General features: G+C 62.2%; 16 protein-coding genes. 4 read left to right on the forward strand and 12 right to left on the reverse strand.

The features are described 5' to 3' along the window. Window positions 1-684 precede the first annotated feature (684 nt). From recO to rpoZ, 8 genes are all read right to left on the reverse strand, one after another. Entirely contained in the window at window positions 685-1,395 is a 711-nt protein-coding gene (gene recO, locus BUA69_RS00005; protein ID WP_046134280.1) for a DNA repair protein RecO, read from the reverse strand. A gap of 171 nt (window positions 1,396-1,566) precedes the next feature. Then, window positions 1,567-2,499, reverse strand: a complete 933-nt coding sequence (era, locus tag BUA69_RS00010) for a GTPase Era (RefSeq protein WP_046134281.1) — start codon at window positions 2,497-2,499, stop codon at window positions 1,567-1,569. A 13-nt stretch (window positions 2,500-2,512) separates the two neighbouring features. Beyond that, a complete protein-coding gene (gene rnc / locus BUA69_RS00015) occupies window positions 2,513-3,220 on the reverse strand; it encodes a ribonuclease III (protein WP_046134282.1) in 708 nt (235 codons plus the stop codon). Next, window positions 3,217-4,008, reverse strand: a complete 792-nt coding sequence (lepB, locus tag BUA69_RS00020) for a signal peptidase I (RefSeq protein WP_046134283.1) — start codon at window positions 4,006-4,008, stop codon at window positions 3,217-3,219. Before lepB ends, rnc begins: the two co-directional genes overlap by 4 nt. A gap of 31 nt (window positions 4,009-4,039) precedes the next feature. Beyond that, window positions 4,040-4,459 carry a holo-ACP synthase gene (acpS, locus tag BUA69_RS00025; RefSeq protein ID WP_046134284.1) on the reverse strand — a complete coding sequence of 140 codons (420 nt, stop codon included), beginning with the start codon at window positions 4,457-4,459 and terminating at the stop codon, window positions 4,040-4,042. A gap of 154 nt (window positions 4,460-4,613) precedes the next feature. After that, window positions 4,614-5,207 carry an orotate phosphoribosyltransferase gene (pyrE, locus tag BUA69_RS00030; RefSeq protein WP_046134285.1) on the reverse strand — a complete coding sequence of 198 codons (594 nt, stop codon included), beginning with the start codon at window positions 5,205-5,207 and terminating at the stop codon, window positions 4,614-4,616. Beyond that, window positions 5,204-7,480, reverse strand: a complete 2,277-nt coding sequence (locus BUA69_RS00035; protein ID WP_046134286.1) for a RelA/SpoT family protein — start codon at window positions 7,478-7,480, stop codon at window positions 5,204-5,206. Before BUA69_RS00035 ends, pyrE begins: the two co-directional genes overlap by 4 nt. 138 nt (window positions 7,481-7,618) lie before the next feature. Next, window positions 7,619-7,987 (reverse strand): DNA-directed RNA polymerase subunit omega, encoded by a 369-nt coding sequence (rpoZ, locus tag BUA69_RS00040; protein WP_046134287.1) that lies wholly within the window; start codon window positions 7,985-7,987, stop codon window positions 7,619-7,621. 274 nt (window positions 7,988-8,261) lie between these two features. Between rpoZ and BUA69_RS00045 the strand changes: the two genes are divergently transcribed. After that, window positions 8,262-8,846, forward strand: coding sequence for a LabA-like NYN domain-containing protein (locus tag BUA69_RS00045; RefSeq protein WP_046134288.1), 585 nt, complete (start codon window positions 8,262-8,264; stop codon window positions 8,844-8,846). 94 nt (window positions 8,847-8,940) lie between these two features. Here the strand turns inward: BUA69_RS00045 and smpB are convergent, their stop codons facing one another. Further along, window positions 8,941-9,438, reverse strand: coding sequence for an SsrA-binding protein SmpB (gene smpB, locus BUA69_RS00050; RefSeq protein WP_046134289.1), 498 nt, complete (start codon window positions 9,436-9,438; stop codon window positions 8,941-8,943). A 7-nt stretch (window positions 9,439-9,445) separates the two neighbouring features. After that, window positions 9,446-10,321 (reverse strand): 4-hydroxy-tetrahydrodipicolinate synthase, encoded by an 876-nt coding sequence (dapA, locus tag BUA69_RS00055; protein WP_046134405.1) that lies wholly within the window; start codon window positions 10,319-10,321, stop codon window positions 9,446-9,448. Between the two features lie 263 nt (window positions 10,322-10,584). On the opposite strand from dapA, the gene BUA69_RS00060 reads away from it, so the two are divergent. Beyond that, window positions 10,585-12,618, forward strand: coding sequence for a lytic transglycosylase domain-containing protein (locus BUA69_RS00060; RefSeq protein ID WP_052950409.1), 2,034 nt, complete (start codon window positions 10,585-10,587; stop codon window positions 12,616-12,618). Between the two features lie 69 nt (window positions 12,619-12,687). Further along, window positions 12,688-13,629, forward strand: coding sequence for an alpha/beta fold hydrolase (locus tag BUA69_RS00065; RefSeq protein ID WP_046134290.1), 942 nt, complete (start codon window positions 12,688-12,690; stop codon window positions 13,627-13,629). Between the two features lie 35 nt (window positions 13,630-13,664). On the opposite strand, the gene BUA69_RS00070 is transcribed toward BUA69_RS00065, so the two are convergent. Further along, window positions 13,665-15,185: an OmpA family protein gene (locus tag BUA69_RS00070; protein WP_046134291.1), complete on the reverse strand. Its 1,521-nt coding sequence runs from the start codon at window positions 15,183-15,185 to the stop codon at window positions 13,665-13,667. 224 nt (window positions 15,186-15,409) lie between these two features. Beyond that, a complete protein-coding gene (locus tag BUA69_RS00075; RefSeq protein WP_046134292.1) occupies window positions 15,410-16,888 on the reverse strand; it encodes a porin family protein in 1,479 nt (492 codons plus the stop codon). Window positions 16,889-17,328: 440 nt separating this feature from the next. Between BUA69_RS00075 and BUA69_RS00080 the strand changes: the two genes are divergently transcribed. Next, window positions 17,329-18,072, forward strand: coding sequence for an SDR family oxidoreductase (locus BUA69_RS00080; RefSeq protein WP_046134293.1), 744 nt, complete (start codon window positions 17,329-17,331; stop codon window positions 18,070-18,072). The last annotated feature ends 93 nt before the right edge of the window (window positions 18,073-18,165 follow it).

The raw sequence follows: 18,165 nt of genomic DNA on the forward strand, positions 1-18,165 counted from the left end.
GGCCCAAGCCTGGCCAGGCGCCGCGCCAGATCAGCCAGCTCGCCGGGGCTAGTGCCGCAGCGCAGATGCGTGCCGGCTGGATGGATGTGGATGTCCAGATGGGCTTTGGAAACGTCGATGCCGACGAAGCCGGAGTGTACTAACATGGCCTTGCTCCCAGGCTTGTGGTGCGGGCGAGAGCCCAATCAACCGTTCGGGGTCAAAGGGAGCAGGCAGGGCCTTGCTTGACCGCGGCTGTCAAAAACCAGCCCGTAAAGACGGCCTCCTGCCTGCATCAGCCGGGATGCGCATCCCGGCTGATGCGCCAAGTAAACCATATTCCCTCCACACAAGCCCGTGGGCAGCCCCGTGGGTGGGGTAGGAGTGGAGGAATGGGGAACGAGAGTTGTCTGCTCTCACCTGAAGCGAGATGGAATTTGTTCGTGCTCAATACCATCCTCCTCACCGCGCTGCCCGCGGACTTGGCCCGCGGGTCTCGGGTCACAAGCGCAGTTCTGTGGGGAGGATAGTGGCCCACGGGTCAAGCCCGTGGGCAGCCCGATGGGTGTGGAGACATAGGAGGATTGGGGCGGCGGGCAAGGGAAACTGGATCCCGGCTTTCGCCGGGATGACGCCGGTGATTTTGCAGAGAATGAGCTTGGGCGGGAGTGAGGATTTCTGGGCGAGTTGAGGGCGCGCCCTGCCCTAGTGCTCGTCGCGGCTGAGGATTTCGATGAGGGCGGCGCGGGTGGAGGGAGGGGGGATCTGGCGAGGGTGCCAGATGTGCAGGTCGAGGAAATGGCCGGTGAGGCGGAAGGCCTTGGCGAGGTCGTCGGGAGAAGCATTGCCGCGCTGGGTGAGGCAGGTGGCGAGGGGCAAAAGGCGATCGAGATAGGGCTGAGCGGCGGCGCGGGAGACGGCGCGGCCGGATTTTGGGGAGACGTGGGTCAGGTCGGTGGTAACGCCGGTGGCTGCGCAGGAAGTCAGGTCGAGACCGACACCGAGTTCGTCGAGGATGGCCAGCTCGAACCGGGCGATGGCGGCGCCGTCGATGGGCTGATCGAGGATGTTAAGGGCCATGCCCAGGATGCGGTCATGCGGGTCGCGCTCGGGCAAGAGGCGCAGGAGGTCGCAGAGCAGCTGGCTGGCATAGAGCTTGGTGCGGTCGACAATGAGATTGGCGGCGCGGGCCGTGAGCAGTTCGACGGTGAAGACGCCGAGGTGATCTTCCAGGCGGGCGCGCCAGACCAGCTGGATGGTATTGCCGGGCTGCAGGATGGCGCCCAGGCGGGGCGAGCGGCCGCCGCGGACCAGGCCCAGGCAGCGGCCACGGCCGGCGACCATGGCTTCAGCGATAACGCCGCCCTCGCCGTGGCGGCGCACACCGATCAAGAGGCCTTCACCGGTCCATTCCATTTCGAGCCTTCTGGGTCGACCTAGTTTGGTTGATCAATCGGGATGTCATCCGGGCGCAGGCCGGGATCCAGGCTGAGGACCACCCGGCCATTCGGGGTGCTGATGGAGCACAGAATGGATTCCGGCCTGCGCCGGAATGACCCGGTGGATAGTAAACCGCAAGCCCGGTGGTCAGGGCTTGTTGTGGGGGTAGTCGAGGCCCATTTCGCGGTAGCGTTCGGGGTCGTCGCCCCACTTTTCGCGGACCTTGACGAAGAGGAACAGGTGGATCGGCACCTCGTACATTTCCATCAATTCCTTGCGCGCTTCGGCGCCGATGGACTTGATGGTCTGGCCGCCGGCGCCGAGCACGATCTTCTTGTGCGTGTCGCGGGTGACGTAGATGACCTGGTCGATCTTGTAGGAGCCGTCCTTCTGGATCTTGAAGCTCTCGGTTTCCACGGTCGAGTTATAGGGAATCTCGTCGTGGATACGCAGGAACAGCTTTTCGCGAGTGATCTCGGCGGCGGTGATGGCCATGGTGAGATCGGTCAGGTGATCCTCGGGGAAGTGCCAGGGACCGGGCGGGATGTGCTTGACGCACCAATCCATGAAGTCCTGCACGCCGTCGCCCTTGAGCGCCGAAATCATGAAGGTGGCTTCAAAGCGCAGGCGGCTGTTGAGGATCTCGGAGAGCTTGAGCAGGTGCTCGCGCTTGACCGTGTCCACCTTGTTGAGGATCAGGATTTTCGGGTGGCGGACGTTTCCCAGCCCTTCGAGAAGTGATTCAAGATCGGGGGTCAAACCCCTTTCGGCATCGACGATAAAGGCGACGAGGTCGGCATCCCCTGCCCCGCCCCAGGCGCTATCGACCATGGCGCGATCAAGCCGGCGCTTGGGTGCGAAAATGCCGGGGGTGTCGATGAACACCAGCTGGGCCTTTTCGAGCGTGACGACGCCGCGCACCTGGCTCCGCGTGGTCTGGGCCTTGTGGGTGACGATGGAGACCTTGGTGCCGACCAGGGAATTGAGCAGCGTCGACTTGCCGGCATTGGGCGCACCCACCAGCGCAATGAAGCCGCAGGCGGTATCGGCGAGTTCGGCGGGATTGGTAGGTTCGGTCATTCGGAGGGGGCTTTCATCGGTTTTCCTGCCAGACCTTCTGACGAATCAGGAACGCTTCAGCGGCCTTATGCTCGGCAATCTTCTTGGACGGGCCGGTGGCGCTGAGGGCGTCGTAATCGCCAAGTGTAACAGAGATCGTGAATTCGGGCGCGTGGTCAGGGCCGGTGCGCGCCGATTGGGTATAGGTGGGTGGCTCGAGGCCGCGGGCCTGGGCCCATTCCTGCAGTGTGGTCTTGGCGTCGGCGCGGTTGGCATTGCCGCCTTCGAGGAACTCCTCGAACATGCGCTCAACGAATTCATAGGCCTTGCCCAGGCCGCCATCGCAATAGATGGCGCCGATCACCGCCTCGGTGATGTCGCCAAGAATGGCTTCCTTGTCGGCGCCGCCGGTGCGCGCTTCGCTCTCGCCCAGGTTCATCTCGGCACCGAGATTGAGCTGGCGGGCGATGACGGCGCAGGTTTCCTTGCGGACCAGGGTATTGAGCGTGCGGCTCAGCTCGCCCTCATTGGCCTTTGGATAGCGGCGATAGAGCATATCGGCGACAACCAGGCCGAGTACCCGGTCGCCCAGGAATTCAAGTCGCTGATAGGAGCGCTCGATGCGCTTGGCCGGCGAGATGGCGCTGGAATGGGTCAGTGCGCGGTCGAGCAGGTCCGGATCGGCAAAACGGTAGCCGAGCCGGACTTGCAGCTTATCGTGGTTTCGGGCGCGTCCGCTCATTGATAGACGGACTGGAACATCCGGTCCCAGCGGACATTGGCGGGCCACTGCCAGACCTGCCAGGGCGGAATATTGTCCTTGATCGAGAAGAAGCGGGCCTCGGCCTTGGCGATGAGGTTGATGGCCGGGACGTAGCCGACCGAGGACAGCACGCGGCTATCGGCGGAACGGTCGCGGTTATCACCCATCATGAAGAAATGGCCGGCGGGCACCACATATTCAGGCGTGTTGTCGAGCGGACCATTGTCGGAAATTTCGTGGATGGTGTGCACCGAGCCATCCGGGAAGGTCTCGCGATAGACGGTCACTTCGCGGGAATCGCCTTCGCTATCAGTATCGATAGCCTTGCCGATTTCCTCGCGCTCGACCATCACGCCATTGATGTAGAGGCGGCCCTGTTTCATCTGGATACGATCGCCCGGCATGCCGACGACACGCTTGATGTACTCGATATTCTGGGGGACCGGACGGAACACGGCGATATCGCCACGATCCGGGTCACGGCCGAGAATGCGGTTATTGATCGGCAGCTCGAAGTCGAGCAGCGTGAAATCCCCGTAACGGCCCAGCGAGAACGAATGCTTGCCGTAGCCCCAGACGAATTTGTTGGCGACGAAATAGTCGCCGATCATCAGGGTCGGCTGCATCGACGCCGTCGGGATGGAAAAGGGCTGGAACAGGAAGGAGCGCAGCACGATCGCGATCAGCAGCGCCTCGACGACCACGACGATGGTGTCCCACCACTCATTGGTCTGGGTCTTGGCGGCTTTGTTGGCGGACTGGCTCATTGGGTATCCCCGGAAAGGTGCAGGCAGACGGTTACGAGGTTCGCCCCGGCTGGTCAACGGGAAGAGCCTCGATGATGACGAAGGCTTGAGCAAGCCCAGCATCGTCGGTGATGGTCAGGTGGATGTGGGGAACGTGCCCCGGCGGCACAAGGCGGGCCAGTGCTTTTGCCGCACCATTGGTCAGAGCCATGGTCGGTTTGCCCGATGGCAGGTTGACCACGCCCATGTCGCGCCAATAGACGCCCCAGCTGATGCCGGTACCCAGGGCCTTGGAGCAGGCCTCCTTGGCGGCGAAGCGCTTGGCATAGGATGCAGCGCGGTTGGCGCGGCCATCGGACTTGCGTTGCTCGATATCGGTGTAGCAGCGCTGCACGAAGCGATCGCCATAGCGGGTCAGCGTGTCCGCGACACGCTCGATCTGGATGAGGTCTGAGCCAAGGCCGACGATCATGGATGAGCTCCTTTGGTCAGCGGATACCCCCACCCAGCCTCCCCCTGACAGGGGGACGGATTGCATCGGGTATGAGGCGAGATACTGCCCGGTACGCCGGCCACGCCCCTCCCCCTGTCAGGGGGAGGTTGGGAGGGGGTATCCGGGCAGAGGCTCACTTGACGCCCTGGATGCCGCGGCTGCCGGGCTTGGTGGCAGGAATGGCGGCGAGTTCGGGGGGGAGCTGGTCGGCCGGATAAGCGGGGACCTTGTATTCGATCAGCGAAACCAGGGGGATACCGATATCGGCTTCGCCACCGGAGCGGTCGATCAGGCAGGCGGCAGCGATGACGTCGGCGCCGATGGCGCGCAGCGCTTCGATGCATTCGCGGATGGAGAGGCCGGTCGAAACGATGTCCTCGACCACCAGCACCTTGTCGCCGGGCTCGATTTCAAAGCCGCGGCGCAGCTCGAACTTGCCATCGACGCGCTCGGTATAGAGGGCGGGAACGCCCATGTGGCGGGCAGTTTCGTAGCCGGGAATGATGCCGCCAATGGCGGGCGAGACGATCTTGGTGGCATTGCCATAGCCGGCAGCCTTGATCTTGTCGGCCAGGGCGCGGCAGAGGATTTCGGCCTGGGCGGGCTGGGCGAACACCCGGGCCTTCTGCAGGAAGACCGGCGAGCGCAGGCCGGAGGAGAGGATGAAATGCCCCTCGAGGATGGCCCCGCAATCACGGAAAATCGCCAGAACTTCGTCTTTTGTCACCTGCTATCCTCTTTGTTGACGCGCCCATCCCATTCCAGCGTCGAAATCATCCCGGCTTCGGCGGGATTGGCGCGCTGGACGGCCGATATGCCGGGGCTGCGCTTGAGCGTTGCCAGAACATCGGTGAGTTGCGCAAGGTCGCGCACCTCGATTTCGAAGATCATCTGGTGGAAATCGGGCGAAATCATCCGCATCACGAGATTATTGACGTTGGCTTCGCAGGTGGCGATGGCAGCGGAGATCTGCGCCAGCGAACCGGGGCGATTGACCGATTCCATGGTGATGACGGTGGGGTAGAGCCTTTCCTCGCGGCCGGCGATATCCCAGCGCACATCGACCCAGGCCACGTCGCTGTCGTGCATTTCGATCAGCGCGTCGGAATGGATGGGATAGACGATGATCGGCGCATCGGGCTGCAGGATGCCAACGAGCCGGTCGCCGGGAACGACACCTTCGTTGGAAATCTGCACCGGCATGTGGAAATCGAGCTGCTTGAGCGCCGCCTTAGCGCGCGGGCCTGCCCGCTGCCCGCCGGGCACGCGGAACTTGAACAGATCGGTATCGCGCAGGGCGAACCAGCCGTCGGCTGCTTCCGCCACGGGCAGTTCAAGCTTGCGCCGGCGCTTGCGCAGACCCTTGACCCCGGCGAGCTCGGTGGCCAGCGGTTCGCTGCCAACCTTGCCCTCGCCCACGGCGATCAGCAGATCGCGCTTGTTGGTATAGTTGAGCGCTTCGGCCAGGGCCTTGGCCTCGGCGTCATCGATCAGTACGCCTTCGCGCTCCAGCATCATGGAAAGCACATGTTCGCCAAGCGCATAGGCGCGCTGGGCGGCGGCATTGCGCACGGCGCGACGAATGGCGGCGCGGGCCTTGCCGGTGGCGGCAATGCCGATCCAGTTGGCGGGCGGCAGGTGGTTCTGGTCGCGGATGATCTCGACTTCGTCACCGCTGCGCAGCTGTGTCACCAGCGGCAGGATGGAGCCATTGATCTTGGCGCCGACGCAGGTGTCGCCAATTTCGGTATGCAGCGCATAGGCGAAATCGATGGGCGTGGCGCCGCGCGGCAGGGCAATCAGCCGACCGCGAGGGGTGAAGCAGAACACCTGGTCCTGGAACAGCTCCAGCTTGGTATATTCGAGAAAATCCTCGGTCGAGGAGCCGGCTGTCAGATGGGCGATGGTGGTGCGCAGCGAGCCATAGGCCTGGCTCTCATGCTCGAGGCGGCTCATATCGGCCGAGGCGCCATCCTTATAGAGAGCATGGGCGGCGATGCCGAATTCGGCGATCTTGTCCATTTCCTCGGTGCGGATCTGCAATTCGGCGCGCTGGCGGCCGGGGCCGACAATGGTGGTGTGGATCGAGCGGTAATCGTTGTGCTTGGGGACCGAGATATAGTCCTTGAAGCGGCCCGGCACGACCTTCCACTTGGTGTGGACGACGCCGAGCGTGTGGTAGCACTCCTCGACGGAATTGACGATGACGCGGAACCCGATCATGTCGGACAGCTGTTCCAGCGCAATGGATTTGCGCTCGATCTTGGTGAAGATCGAGAACGGCGATTTGACCCGTGCCTTGACGCGCGCGGTGATGCCTTCGGTGGCCAGACGCTCGCTCAGCTCGCTCGAAATGGTAGCGATGGTTTCGTGGTATTCGGCCTGCATCTCATCGAGGCGGGCGGTGATGGCGTTGTAATGGTCGGGCTGCAGGATCTTGAAGGAGATATCTTCAAGCTCGCTGCGCATATCCTGCATGCCCATGCGCCCGGCTAGCGGGGCATAGATATCCATGGTTTCCTGGGCGATACGCTCGCGCTTTTCGGGCGGCATATAGTGCAGGGTGCGCATGTTGTGCAGGCGGTCGGCCAGCTTGACCAGCAGCACGCGGACGTCCTGGCTGATGGCCAGGAGCAGCTTGCGCAGGTTTTCGGCCTGCGCCTCCTCGCGCGAGACCAGGTTGAGCCGTTCGATCTTGGTCAGACCATCGACGATGGCGCCGATTTCGGCACCGAACAGCTGATCGATCTCGGCCCGGGTGGCGTCGGTGTCCTCGATGGTGTCATGCAGCAGGCCAACCGCAATCGATGCGTCATCGAGCTTGAGCTCGGTCAGGATGGCGGCGACTTCGAGCGGATGGGCGAAATAGGGATCGCCGGAGGCGCGCTTCTGCGTGCCATGCTTTTGCATGGCATACACATAGGCCTTGTTCAAAAGCTGCTCGTCGACGTTCGGGTTATAAGCCTGAACCCGTTCGACAAGCTCGTACTGACGCATCATGGTGGTGGTTGCTCTGGCCTACAGCCAGCTTACCGCTTGGAAGGAACAAAAGAAAAGGGCGCCCGACGCATGCCGGACACCCTCTGATATAGGTAAATCGCGCCATAGCGCAATTGATAGCAGCTGAGGCTGCCGCGCTTAGTCGTCGCGGCGTTCCGGCGGCGCCAGGCTTTCGATGCCGCGCAGCAGCTCGTCTTCGCTGATGGTGTCGAAACTCATCGAATCATCGTCGCCGGAACCCTCCATCAACGGAGCCGCATGGCTCTCGGGCTCGTCGACTTCGACATATTTCTGCAGCGAGTGAATGAGGTCTTCACGCAGGTCTTCGGGCGAGATCGCACCGTCACCGATTTCGCGCAGAGCAACGACGGGATTCTTATCGTTATCGCGCGACACAGTAATCTGCGCGCCAGAGGAAATCATGCGCGCGCGGTGTGCGGCCATGAGTACGAGATCGAAACGGTTTTCGATCTTTTCAATGCAGTCTTCAACGGTGACGCGGGCCACGAACGTCTCCACACTTATGGAATGAAGGGCCTGCTTACACGACCCCTGCCCCATACACAAGGTTTGCAGCACACCAATCGCGGTGTGCAGCCCCGTGCTGACTGCATAGCGGCCCGAGCCACCACCGAGAATGCTTGCGTGCGGATCGGAAAATGTGCGAATACCGAAGTTAAGTTAAGACTTTCGGCGGAACTTAATCACTGCACGGGCCGGCGCATTTCCGGCAACACAGTAGTATTTGGGCGGTTGAGCGCGCCCGTTTCAGGAGATTGTCATGCCCATAGACCCACGCGAGAAGATTGTTCTGTTTATTGATGGCGCAAATCTCTATGCGACATCCAAAGCAATTGGCGTGGATATAGATTACCGACGCCTACTGACCGAGTTCAACAGCAAAGCCTATCTGCTGCGCGCCAATTACTACACAGCCCTGGTAGAAGACCAGGAATATTCATCGATCCGGCCACTGATCGACTGGCTGGATTACAACGGCTATACGGTGGTAACCAAGCCCGCCAAGGAATTCACGGATGCCTCCGGTCGTCGCAAGATCAAGGGCAATATGGATATCGAGCTGACCGTCGACGCGCTCGAAATGGCCCCGTTCTACGATCACATGGTATTGTTTTCCGGCGATGGCGACTTCACCGCGCTGGTGGCAGCGCTGCAGCGCAAGGGCAAGCGAGTGACCGTGGTGTCGACGCTGACCACCTCGACACCGATGATCTCCGATGATTTGCGCCGGCAGGCGGACTTCTTCCTCGATGTGGCGGAGCTGGCCAAGACGGTTGGTCGACCACCGGCAACGCGGCCGGTACCAGTGGCTGGGGCTGCGGCGCCGGGGACTGAGGAAGAGTAGGTATTTGCTGCGGGGCGCAGTTGCGTGCAATGAAGAATGGATTCCCGCCTGCGCGGGAATGACCTGGTGGTCCTAGGACGAGAAGGGGCTACCTCTAGCCGCGACCGCCTTCTTTCATGATGCGGGACTTGTCGCGGTTCCAGTCGCGGTTGCGCTCGGTTTCGCGCTTGTCGTAATTTTTCTTGCCCTTGCCCAGGCCAATGAGGACCTTGGCGCGGCCCTGGTCGTTGAAGAAAAGCTTGAGCGGCACGATGGAATTGCCGGCGCGCGAGACTTCCTGATCGAGATGGGCCAGCTGTTTCTTGGAAACCAGCAGTTTGCGCGGGCGCTTTTCTTCATGGTTGAAGCGGTTGGCCTGCAGGTATTCGGGAATGTGGGCATTGATCAGCCACAACTCGCCCTTTTCGGGCGAGGCGTAGGCTTCGGTGATCTGCGCCTTGCCCAGGCGCAGCGACTTGACCTCGGTGCCGGTCAGCACCAGGCCGGCCTCGAGGGTCTCCCCGATTTCGTAATCGTAGCGCGCACGACGGTTTTCAGCCACGAGACCGTGGCTGATGACGCCGTTCTTTGCCTTGTCGTTCCTGGGAGCCATAAAAAACCTAGATCAGCCCGGCATGGGCCATTGCAAAGTCCATTGCGTCCTGCGTCGGCTTGCTGATCGGGACCAGCGGCAGGCGCAATTCGTTCTGGCAGAGGCCCAGGCGCTGGCCGACATACTTTGCCGGTGCCGGATTGGGCTCCATGAACAGATCCTTGTGCAGGTAAGCCAGCTTGTCATTGATGGCGCGGGCACCAACAAAGTCACCTGCCAGCGACAGTTCCTGCATCTGCGAGCAGAGGCGCGGGGCCACGTTGGCGGTTACCGAGATACAGCCATGGCCGCCATGGGCATTGAAGCCAAGAGCCGTGCTGTCATCACCGGACAGAAGGATGAAGTCCTTGCCCAGCTTGCTGCGCTGCATGGTTGCCCGCTCGAGATTGCCGGTGGCATCCTTGACGCCGATGATGTTGCTGTGCGCTTCGGCCAGCCGGGCAATGGTATCGACCGTGAGGTCGGCAATGGTGCGGCTGGGGACGCTATAGAGAATGACCGGAATGCCGACGGCGCCAGCGACAGCCGAGAAGTGCTGGAACAGCCCTTCCTGATTGGGCTTATTGTAATAGGGCACGACCGAGAGCACGGCATCGGCGCCGGTGTCCTCGGCAAAGCGGGCGAGCGAGACGGCCTCGGTGGTCGAATTGGACCCCGCCCCGGCCACGACAGGCACGCGCTTGTTGGCGACCTCGACGCAAATCTCGACAACGCGGCGATGTTCTTCATGGCTGACCGTGGGGCTTTCGCCGGTGGTGCCGACCGGCACCAGGCCATGCGTGCCCTCATTGATCTGCCAGTCAACAAAGCTGGAGAAGGCTTTCTCATCGACCACGCCATTGGCGAAGGGGGTCATGAGTGCCGTAATGGAACCTCGCAGCATTGTCCGATAATCCTTGATCGTGATGCCACAGTTCGGCCGTGGCAGGATGGCATAGATCGGCCGCGGTCCGGCCGAATTGAGTGGCGCACCATACTTTTTGTTGTAGGCCACCACAACTTCTAGTTGCGCCGAATGCACGGCGAACCGCTTGGGGATCATCGGCTCGGCAACTCGATGTTTACCCAAATGGGGTAACCACAGGTTAACGGCAAGGGCGGGGGCTCCCTTGCTGGCGACGTATTGAGTACCAGCAGGACGGCATAATGAACGGCGGCTTATCGGCAGGCCTGTTCGCTGCAGTTTTGGGCATGGCGAGCTTTGCCCCCCTATCGCATGCGACCACGGCCAACGACATCATCATCGACAACACCACCACCGGCGCCATTGGCGGTGCCCGTACCGATGTGTCCGCTGTTGATTCCAGGGGCTCGCTGTCGTTCCGCAACGCGCTGGACGTGCTGGCGGGAGGCGATGCAGCGGCGGCCTATGAAATGGCGCGCGGGCTGCCCAATGATACCGAACGCCGGACCATACAATGGGCGGCGATCTTCCATCATGGCGGCGACATCAATTACCTGACAGTCCAGCGCTTCGCCGCCGACGCGCCAAATTTCGCCGCGCCCAAAATCTACAAGACGCGCCTCGAGCAATCGCTGACCCGATCCGAACCGGGCAAGGACGAAGTGATCGCCCTGCTCGGCGGGGCGATGCCCAATACCGTCGACGCGCAGGTAATGCTGGCCACAGCTTATGTGGCGGATGGCCAGAAGGCGCGGGCGGCACGGCTGGCGCGCGATATCTGGGTGGATAATTTCCTGACGCTGGACCAGGAAAAGCTGGTGAGCGACACGCTCGGAGACCTGCTGGATCGCGACGCCCATTGGGCGCGCGCCGTGCACCTGATGATGCATGACCGCGCGACGGCCAGCGAGCGGCTGATCCCCAAGCTGACGGCAGCGCAGAAATCCCTGGTGGTGGCGCGGGCTGCCGTATCGCGCAATGACGCGAATGCCAAGAAGCTGCTCGACAGCGTCGACAAGAGCCTGCAGGGCCATCCGGTCTTTATCTTTTCGCGGGCACAGCGGGCCCGGCAGTTCGAGCTGTGGGACAGCGCCGTCGATTGGCTGGCCAAGGCCCAGGGCGAGCTGCCTGATGCTGCCGAGTGGTGGTATGAACGGCGGGCATTGGTGCGGGCGCTGCTCAACCAGGGCAAGCCGGACCTCGCCTACAAGGCGGCAGCGGGCTATACGGCCGGGCCGGATGGCCGCGTGGTCGAGGCGCAGTTTCATGCTGGCTGGATCGCGCTGAGCTTCCTCAAGGATGCCCAGGCGGCCAAGGGCCACTTTACCAAAATGGCGGCTCTGTCGACGCTGCCCGATACCATCACGCAGTCCAATTACTGGCTGGCGCGCGCCAATATCGACATTGGCGACAGCGCGGCGGCGCAAGCGGCCTACCAGGTCGCAGCGCGCTATGGCACCGTATATTATGGGCAGCTGGCGCGAGCGGAACTGGGCGAAGCCGGGGTCAGCATCCGCCCCCTGCCCGCCTGGCAACAGAGCGAAACCCTGTTCAACAGCAATGAGATAGTCCGCGCGGTGCGGCTGCTGGCCGGCAATGGCAAGGGCACCCTGGCGGTGCCGCTGCTGCGCAATTTCAGCACGGACCTCAAGACTGGCGGCGAATTGCTGCTGGCAGCGCGGCTGGCGCAGGAAATCGGCGCCCATCACCTAGCGATCTCGATTGCCGACACGGCTGATCGCAAGGGATTTGCGCTGGACCTGTTCAGCTTTCCAAAGGACGGGCTGCCAGCAAATGCGCAGCTGAAAGCCGACCGCGCGGCGGTGTTTGCGGTGACGCGACAGGAATCGATGTTTCAGGCGGACGCCATCTCTTCGGCGGGCGCGCGTGGTCTGATGCAGCTGATGCCGGGAACGGCCGAAGAAACGGCGCGCAAGGCGGGGGTCGACTATTCGCCGAACCGGTTGACCAGCGACCCCGCCTACAATGCGCTGCTCGGCTCGACCTATCTCGGCGCGCAACTAGACCGCTTCGGGGGATCGCTGCTGCTGGCGGCCGCCGCTTACAATGCGGGGCCGGGCAATGCCAATAAGTGGATTGCCGCCTATGGCGATCCGCGGGCGGACAATGTCGACCCGGTGCTGTGGGTGGAACTGATTCCGTTCGGAGAGACGCGCAAATATGTGCAACGCGTGCTGGGCAATTACCTGGTGTATCGCGAACGGCTGGGACACAAGGGCATGACCATGACGGAAGCGCTGCGCAAAATTCCGTGAGGCACATTAGGACTTGAGGTGTCATCTCCCCTGCCCCTAAATGGCCGCCTCACCGAGTAGCCTTCGTCCATGCTTGCCAAGCGCCATATTCCTGCCGATCACCCGCCCTTTGCCGCGCTGCCCGTACGCATGGTGACGCTGGGCGATGGCCGCCTGCAGGCGGCGGTGAAGGTGAGCGGGACATTGTCCAGCCGCCGCGTGCCGGTGGTATGCATCCCCGGCTATCAGCGCAACATGACCGATTTCACTGATTTCGATGCGTATTTCCAGCGTCTTGGCGGCGGCAATTGGCCGGTGGTGCTGCTCGACCTGCCGGGACGCGGACGCAGCGCCGACCGCGTGCGGGCCGAGGACTATAGTTCGCTGCGGGATGCGGAGGACATTGCCACCATCCTGGCAGCGCTCGGGATCGAGAGCGCCGTGTTTTTGGGCCAGGGTTATGGCGGACAGGTAACCATGGCACTGGCCGCCAGACATCGGCTGCTGATTGCCGGCGCGGTCCTGCTGGACGCCGGACCGGTGACGGACTCCCGCGGCATCGTGCGGCTGCGCAACAATCTGCGACATATCGAGAGCGTTCGCGGTGCCAACGCGGTGAAGGCAGGCTTCCGGCGCATGCTGGCAGGCGACTATCCGGGCAGCAGCGAAAGCCAGCTCGATGCGCTGATGGGGCGCAGCCATTATCTGGACAAGCGGGGCCGAGCAAAGCCCCTGCACGATCCGCGGCTGATCGAGGCGCTGAACGATTTCAGCTTTGACGATGTGCTGACGGCGCAATGGCCGCTATTCGACGCCCTGGCCGGCGCCCCGCTGATGCTGCTGCGGACGCAGCTGACCGATCAGCTGCGGCGGGAAACCTTCGACGACATGACCCGGCGGCGGCCCGACGCGCTGGCATTGATCATTGCCGGGCAAGGCTCGCCGGCGCTGTTTGACCAGCACGAGGAGATCGAGGCGGTTGCCGACTTCGTCATTCGCGTGAGCACCAAGCGGCTGGGCAAGCCCGGCTGATCCGGGCTTGACCCACGCCCTGCCCTGCGCCGGTCTTACGGCTCCACAATGGTCACAACGATCCGCCGATTGAGCTGCTTGCCCCGGGGCGTTTCGTTGTCGGCGATAGGGCTCGAAGCACCATAGCCTACGGCATAAAGCCGGGACGGCGCGATATCGCGGGCGATCAACGCATTGACGACGGCCTCGGCACGGGCAACCGACAGCGCCAGATTGAGCTGGGGATCGCCGGAAGCGTCGGTGTGGCCCTCAATGTTGATGGCAGCTTGCGGGCAGGCGGACAGATAGCTCGCCAGTTCATCCAGCGCCGGGTCGGAATCGGCGGCGATGATCGCCGCGCCCGACCGGAACAGGATGGAATTGCGCGCGGAGAATTCAGCGACATCGGCGCGGCAGGTGTCGCCGGCAGACGGCTGCGGCGGCGCGGGAGTGGCGGTGATCGCGGGCGGCGCGGGTTGTTCGGCTGGGGCAAGTGGTGCTGGATCGGCGGCGGCCGGCACCTCTGGCTGCGCAGGCGTTTCAGGTGCATGTTCGGGCGGCAATGGCGACATGGCAATTGCGACCTCCGGAACGGCGTCGACCGCGAGGGACCAGCCGGCCGATGCCAGTTGACGACCGGCGAAATCGGCCTCGATGGCAGTCTTGTCGGCGACGCTGGGCGCGGTGCCGGTGACGGTCCAGCCGGTGCCGTCGAACTTGACCGCACCGGTTTGCAGCCAGTCCAGCAGCGACAGGCCGGCTGCGGCAGAATCAAGGAAGGCGGACGGCGCGCCCGAAGCGTAGGTCAGCCCGGCGGTGGAGGCGTTGCTGACCACGGTGGACAACTGGCTTGCAGCATCGGCACTGGGCACCATGCCGGAAAGGGCCACGACGCCGTCGGTCGATTTGACCGCAGACCAGAGATAGGGCGAAGCCAGGGGCGCAACGATTTCGCCGCGCGCCAGTACGATCCCCTGCGGGGCGCCAGCTGCGATCTGTTGCGCGAGGATGGCATAATCGGCGGAGGAGCGGGCAATGCCTTCAATGGTGAGCACATTGCTGCGCAGGGCGAAGCGCCCCTCGCTCATCCGGTCAAGGGCGGCCAGACCAAACTCGACGCCGGCATCATAGCGCCCGGGCTCGCCGCGCCCCAGCTTCAGGTAGCTGGTATCGGCGCCAGCGGTTTCCGCGAGGGACTGACGCGTGACATCATCGGGCACATAGCCGTCGAAGACCACAGTCCCGCCGGACTGGCGGCTGGCGGTGATCCAGTAGTCGGCAATTCGGGGTGCATCGAGGACGACGATGCTGCCGGCGCCCTGCAGGTCATTGATGGCAGCCTGGGCAATCTCGACTGTTGCCGGCGCGCTATTCAGGCGAGTCTCGTTATCGAGGATACGGATGGACTGATCGGTGGTGGCTCCGCGCAGGCGCGCGTCGCGAGTGTCGAAACCGAGTTCGGTCCAGGCAAAACCATCGGCGGCGATATTGGCCGAGGTCATCAAAACAACCAACGCTGTTCCGCCCAGAACCGTGGCCAGTCCAGGCGCAACCCACTTCATGAGGTCCTTGATCATTCTCGTTCCATAGCTGTCCGCAACAGGCGCAAGCTAGAGCATTTCGCAAGTTGATGAAACGGATTCTGGAACACTAAGCCGTTGTGTTCACTCAACTTTTATTGCGAGAGCGATCAGGGCTCCGGGCATGGCGGCTAGTGCATGAGAATCAAGGGGCACATGCCGGAAAAGCAGAAAGGCCCGGCGTGAGCCGGGCCTTTCCATATTCAGAGAAGCGACGAGGACTACTCGAAGGACTTCTTGGCAGTGAATTCGGTGCGGTAACCGCCCTGGCTGTTGATTTCCAGGTTGGCAGCGGTTTCGAAACCAGTGCCCGGAGCCCACTTCACGCCAGCCTTACCGAAGTACAGGTGGTCAACAGCGACAAGTGCAGCACCGGGACCAGCGTTGCGGTCTGTGCTATAGACGCCCGAACCAAAGTAACCGCCGAGAGCGGCAGTCAGAGTGATCGTCTCAGTCACGCTGGCAGCGATTTCAGCCTGGAGACGAGTGGTGTCGGTCTGCGCCCCAAGTGCATTCGGGTTGACGGCATCACGGAACCAAGCGGCATCGAAGTTGATCGACACGCCATCAGTCACCTGTGCGGTAACACGAGCGCCAATGCTGTAATCAGTCTGGTTGTTGAAGTTAGCAACTTCACCCGAGACGGCAACCTTGAACATGTCAAACGAAGCTTCAACGGAAGCAAGGGCGTTGACCAAGCTGTAGTTGGTGTAAGCCGAAGTCTTGGTGCTGTAGAAATTGCTGTCATAGCCGACAGCCGCACGGACCTTGAACATGTCGAACGTGCCAGTGACGCCAGCGTGGACAGCGTATGCCTCCACATTGCCATCCAGGATGCCATAGGCAAGACCGGTAACGTGTGCGCTGATGGATTCGCCGCCGTACTGCAGAACGCCGATCAGGGTGCCAGCAGATTCAGCGTTGGTGCGAGTGGTCGAAGTGTTCTGGTCATTGCTGCCCAGGCCGCTGTCGATGCTTTCCAGGCCAAGGCTGGCCGAGAGACCATTGCCCAGATCGGTCGACATCTGGATCGAGTGACCACCAAGACGACGGTCATCGGATTCAATCAGAACACCGCCGCCATCAACCTTGTCGCTCATGAACAGGAAGCTAAACGGCGAGTCGTCACCAACGTTGGCAACCGAACCAGCTGCACCGCGCTTACGGAGACCGGCCATCAGGACAGTGCTATCACCGACGGAAACATAAGCTTCCTCGAGCTGCAGGCCGTTGGTATTGTCACCACCAGCAGTCGCACCGGCGGCTGCGCCACCAGCGGCATAGCCTTCGTTACGGACGCGCCATTCGTCAACCTGACGGAGGCCGATGATCGCCTTGGCGGTACCGAAATCAGTGCTCGAAGCAGCAACGGCCTTCAGGTACGCACGAACGCGGGTATCCCAATCAAGGTCACGAACGACGCCATTGATATCAACGACCTGATCAGCACCAAACGGATCGACGTTACCGAAAGCGGTATCACCGACGTTGTTGCCACCACGGAAGTTGCCGAAGCGCAGACGGTAGTCAACGCTACCCGAGATCTGCAGGCAGTTGGTGTCGGACGAAATGGTCAGGCCCGAAATGCCCAGGGCATCGCAGACGTCGAGCGAGGTGAGGACGCCGAGATCAGCAGCGAAGCCAGCGGTCGAAAGACCGGCTGCAGCGATGGTGCCGAGGAAAAGGCTCTTGAGTTTCATTATTGACCTCCAAAGTCAGTCATTCTTGGTGCCGGTTACCCGACGGTTTGTCGAAACGCGACCACACTATTCGTGGTGCAGTGTGTTGCCGTCGCGTTGCGACCGACAAACGATCCCATGCATGGATTCGCAAGACCCACTCTACGCACGCCCAATCAGGACGCAATCACGCAAAAGCCGTTTTGGGGTCCGGGCAATATGGTTGCGAACTGGATGTTGCAGATTCAGCACACAACTGGAAACCACCTGTTAACCCGACTAAAGGAAGCGTTAAATCTGCATGATTTCAGGGGATTTGTGGGGGCGGAGGGCCCAGGGCGGCACGCGGAGACGCCTCGATCGGATGCTTGCATTCGCATCGGTTCGATGGCGGCAATGCGGCGAAAACGCGGGCGGCGCCGGGATGAATGCGATCATTGGCGATCAAATGAGGGAATGGAATGAGTGAAGTGAGCAAGGTCGTCGTCGTCACCGGCGGGAGCTCGGGCATTGGCCGCGCAACGGCCATTGGCATGGCCAAGGCTGGCTATCGGGTCGCGATCTGCGGACGGCGCGCAGATGCCCTGCAGGCGGTGGCGCAGCAGACGGGTGCCTATTGGGCGCAATGCGATGTGACAGAGCCCGGCGACGTCGCCAGGTTTTTCACGGGAGTGAAGGCAGAGCTGGGCCGAGTCGACGTGGTGTTCAACAATGCCGGGCGATTTGCGCCGGCGGTGTCATTCGCCGACATGGATGTCGGCACCTGGCGCGAAATGATCGACACCAATCTCAATGGTGCCTTCTATGTGGCGCGCGAGGCCTTCCGGGCCATGCGGGACCAGAGCCCGCAGGGCGGCCGCATCATCAACAATGGTTCGATCTCCGCTCATGCGCCCAGACCAGGAGCCGCCTCCTATACGACGAGCAAGCACGCCATTACCGGGTTGACCAAGGCGATTTCGCTGGATGGGCGGGCATTCAACATTGCCTGCGGCCAGATCGACATCGGCAACGCGGCCACAGATATGACCAGCCAGATGAATTCCGGCTCGCTGCAGGCCAATGGCACGATCATGCCGGAGCCGACATTCGATGTGACCCATGTGGTGGATGCCCTGCTCTACATGACGCAATTGCCGCTGGAGGCGAATGTGCAGTTCATGACGGTGATGGCGACCACGATGCCGTATATCGGCAGAGGGTAAGATCAGGGATCCAACGCGGAACGTCGAGCGCGTTGCAGGCGCAGCCCCCCGCACTGGCCAGCCATTCGAGCGCAGCTCTCATGGCCTTCCGCG

Origin of the sequence: Devosia limi DSM 17137 (assembly GCF_900128975.1) — a bacterium.
GTDB lineage: Bacteria > Pseudomonadota > Alphaproteobacteria > Rhizobiales > Devosiaceae > Devosia > Devosia limi.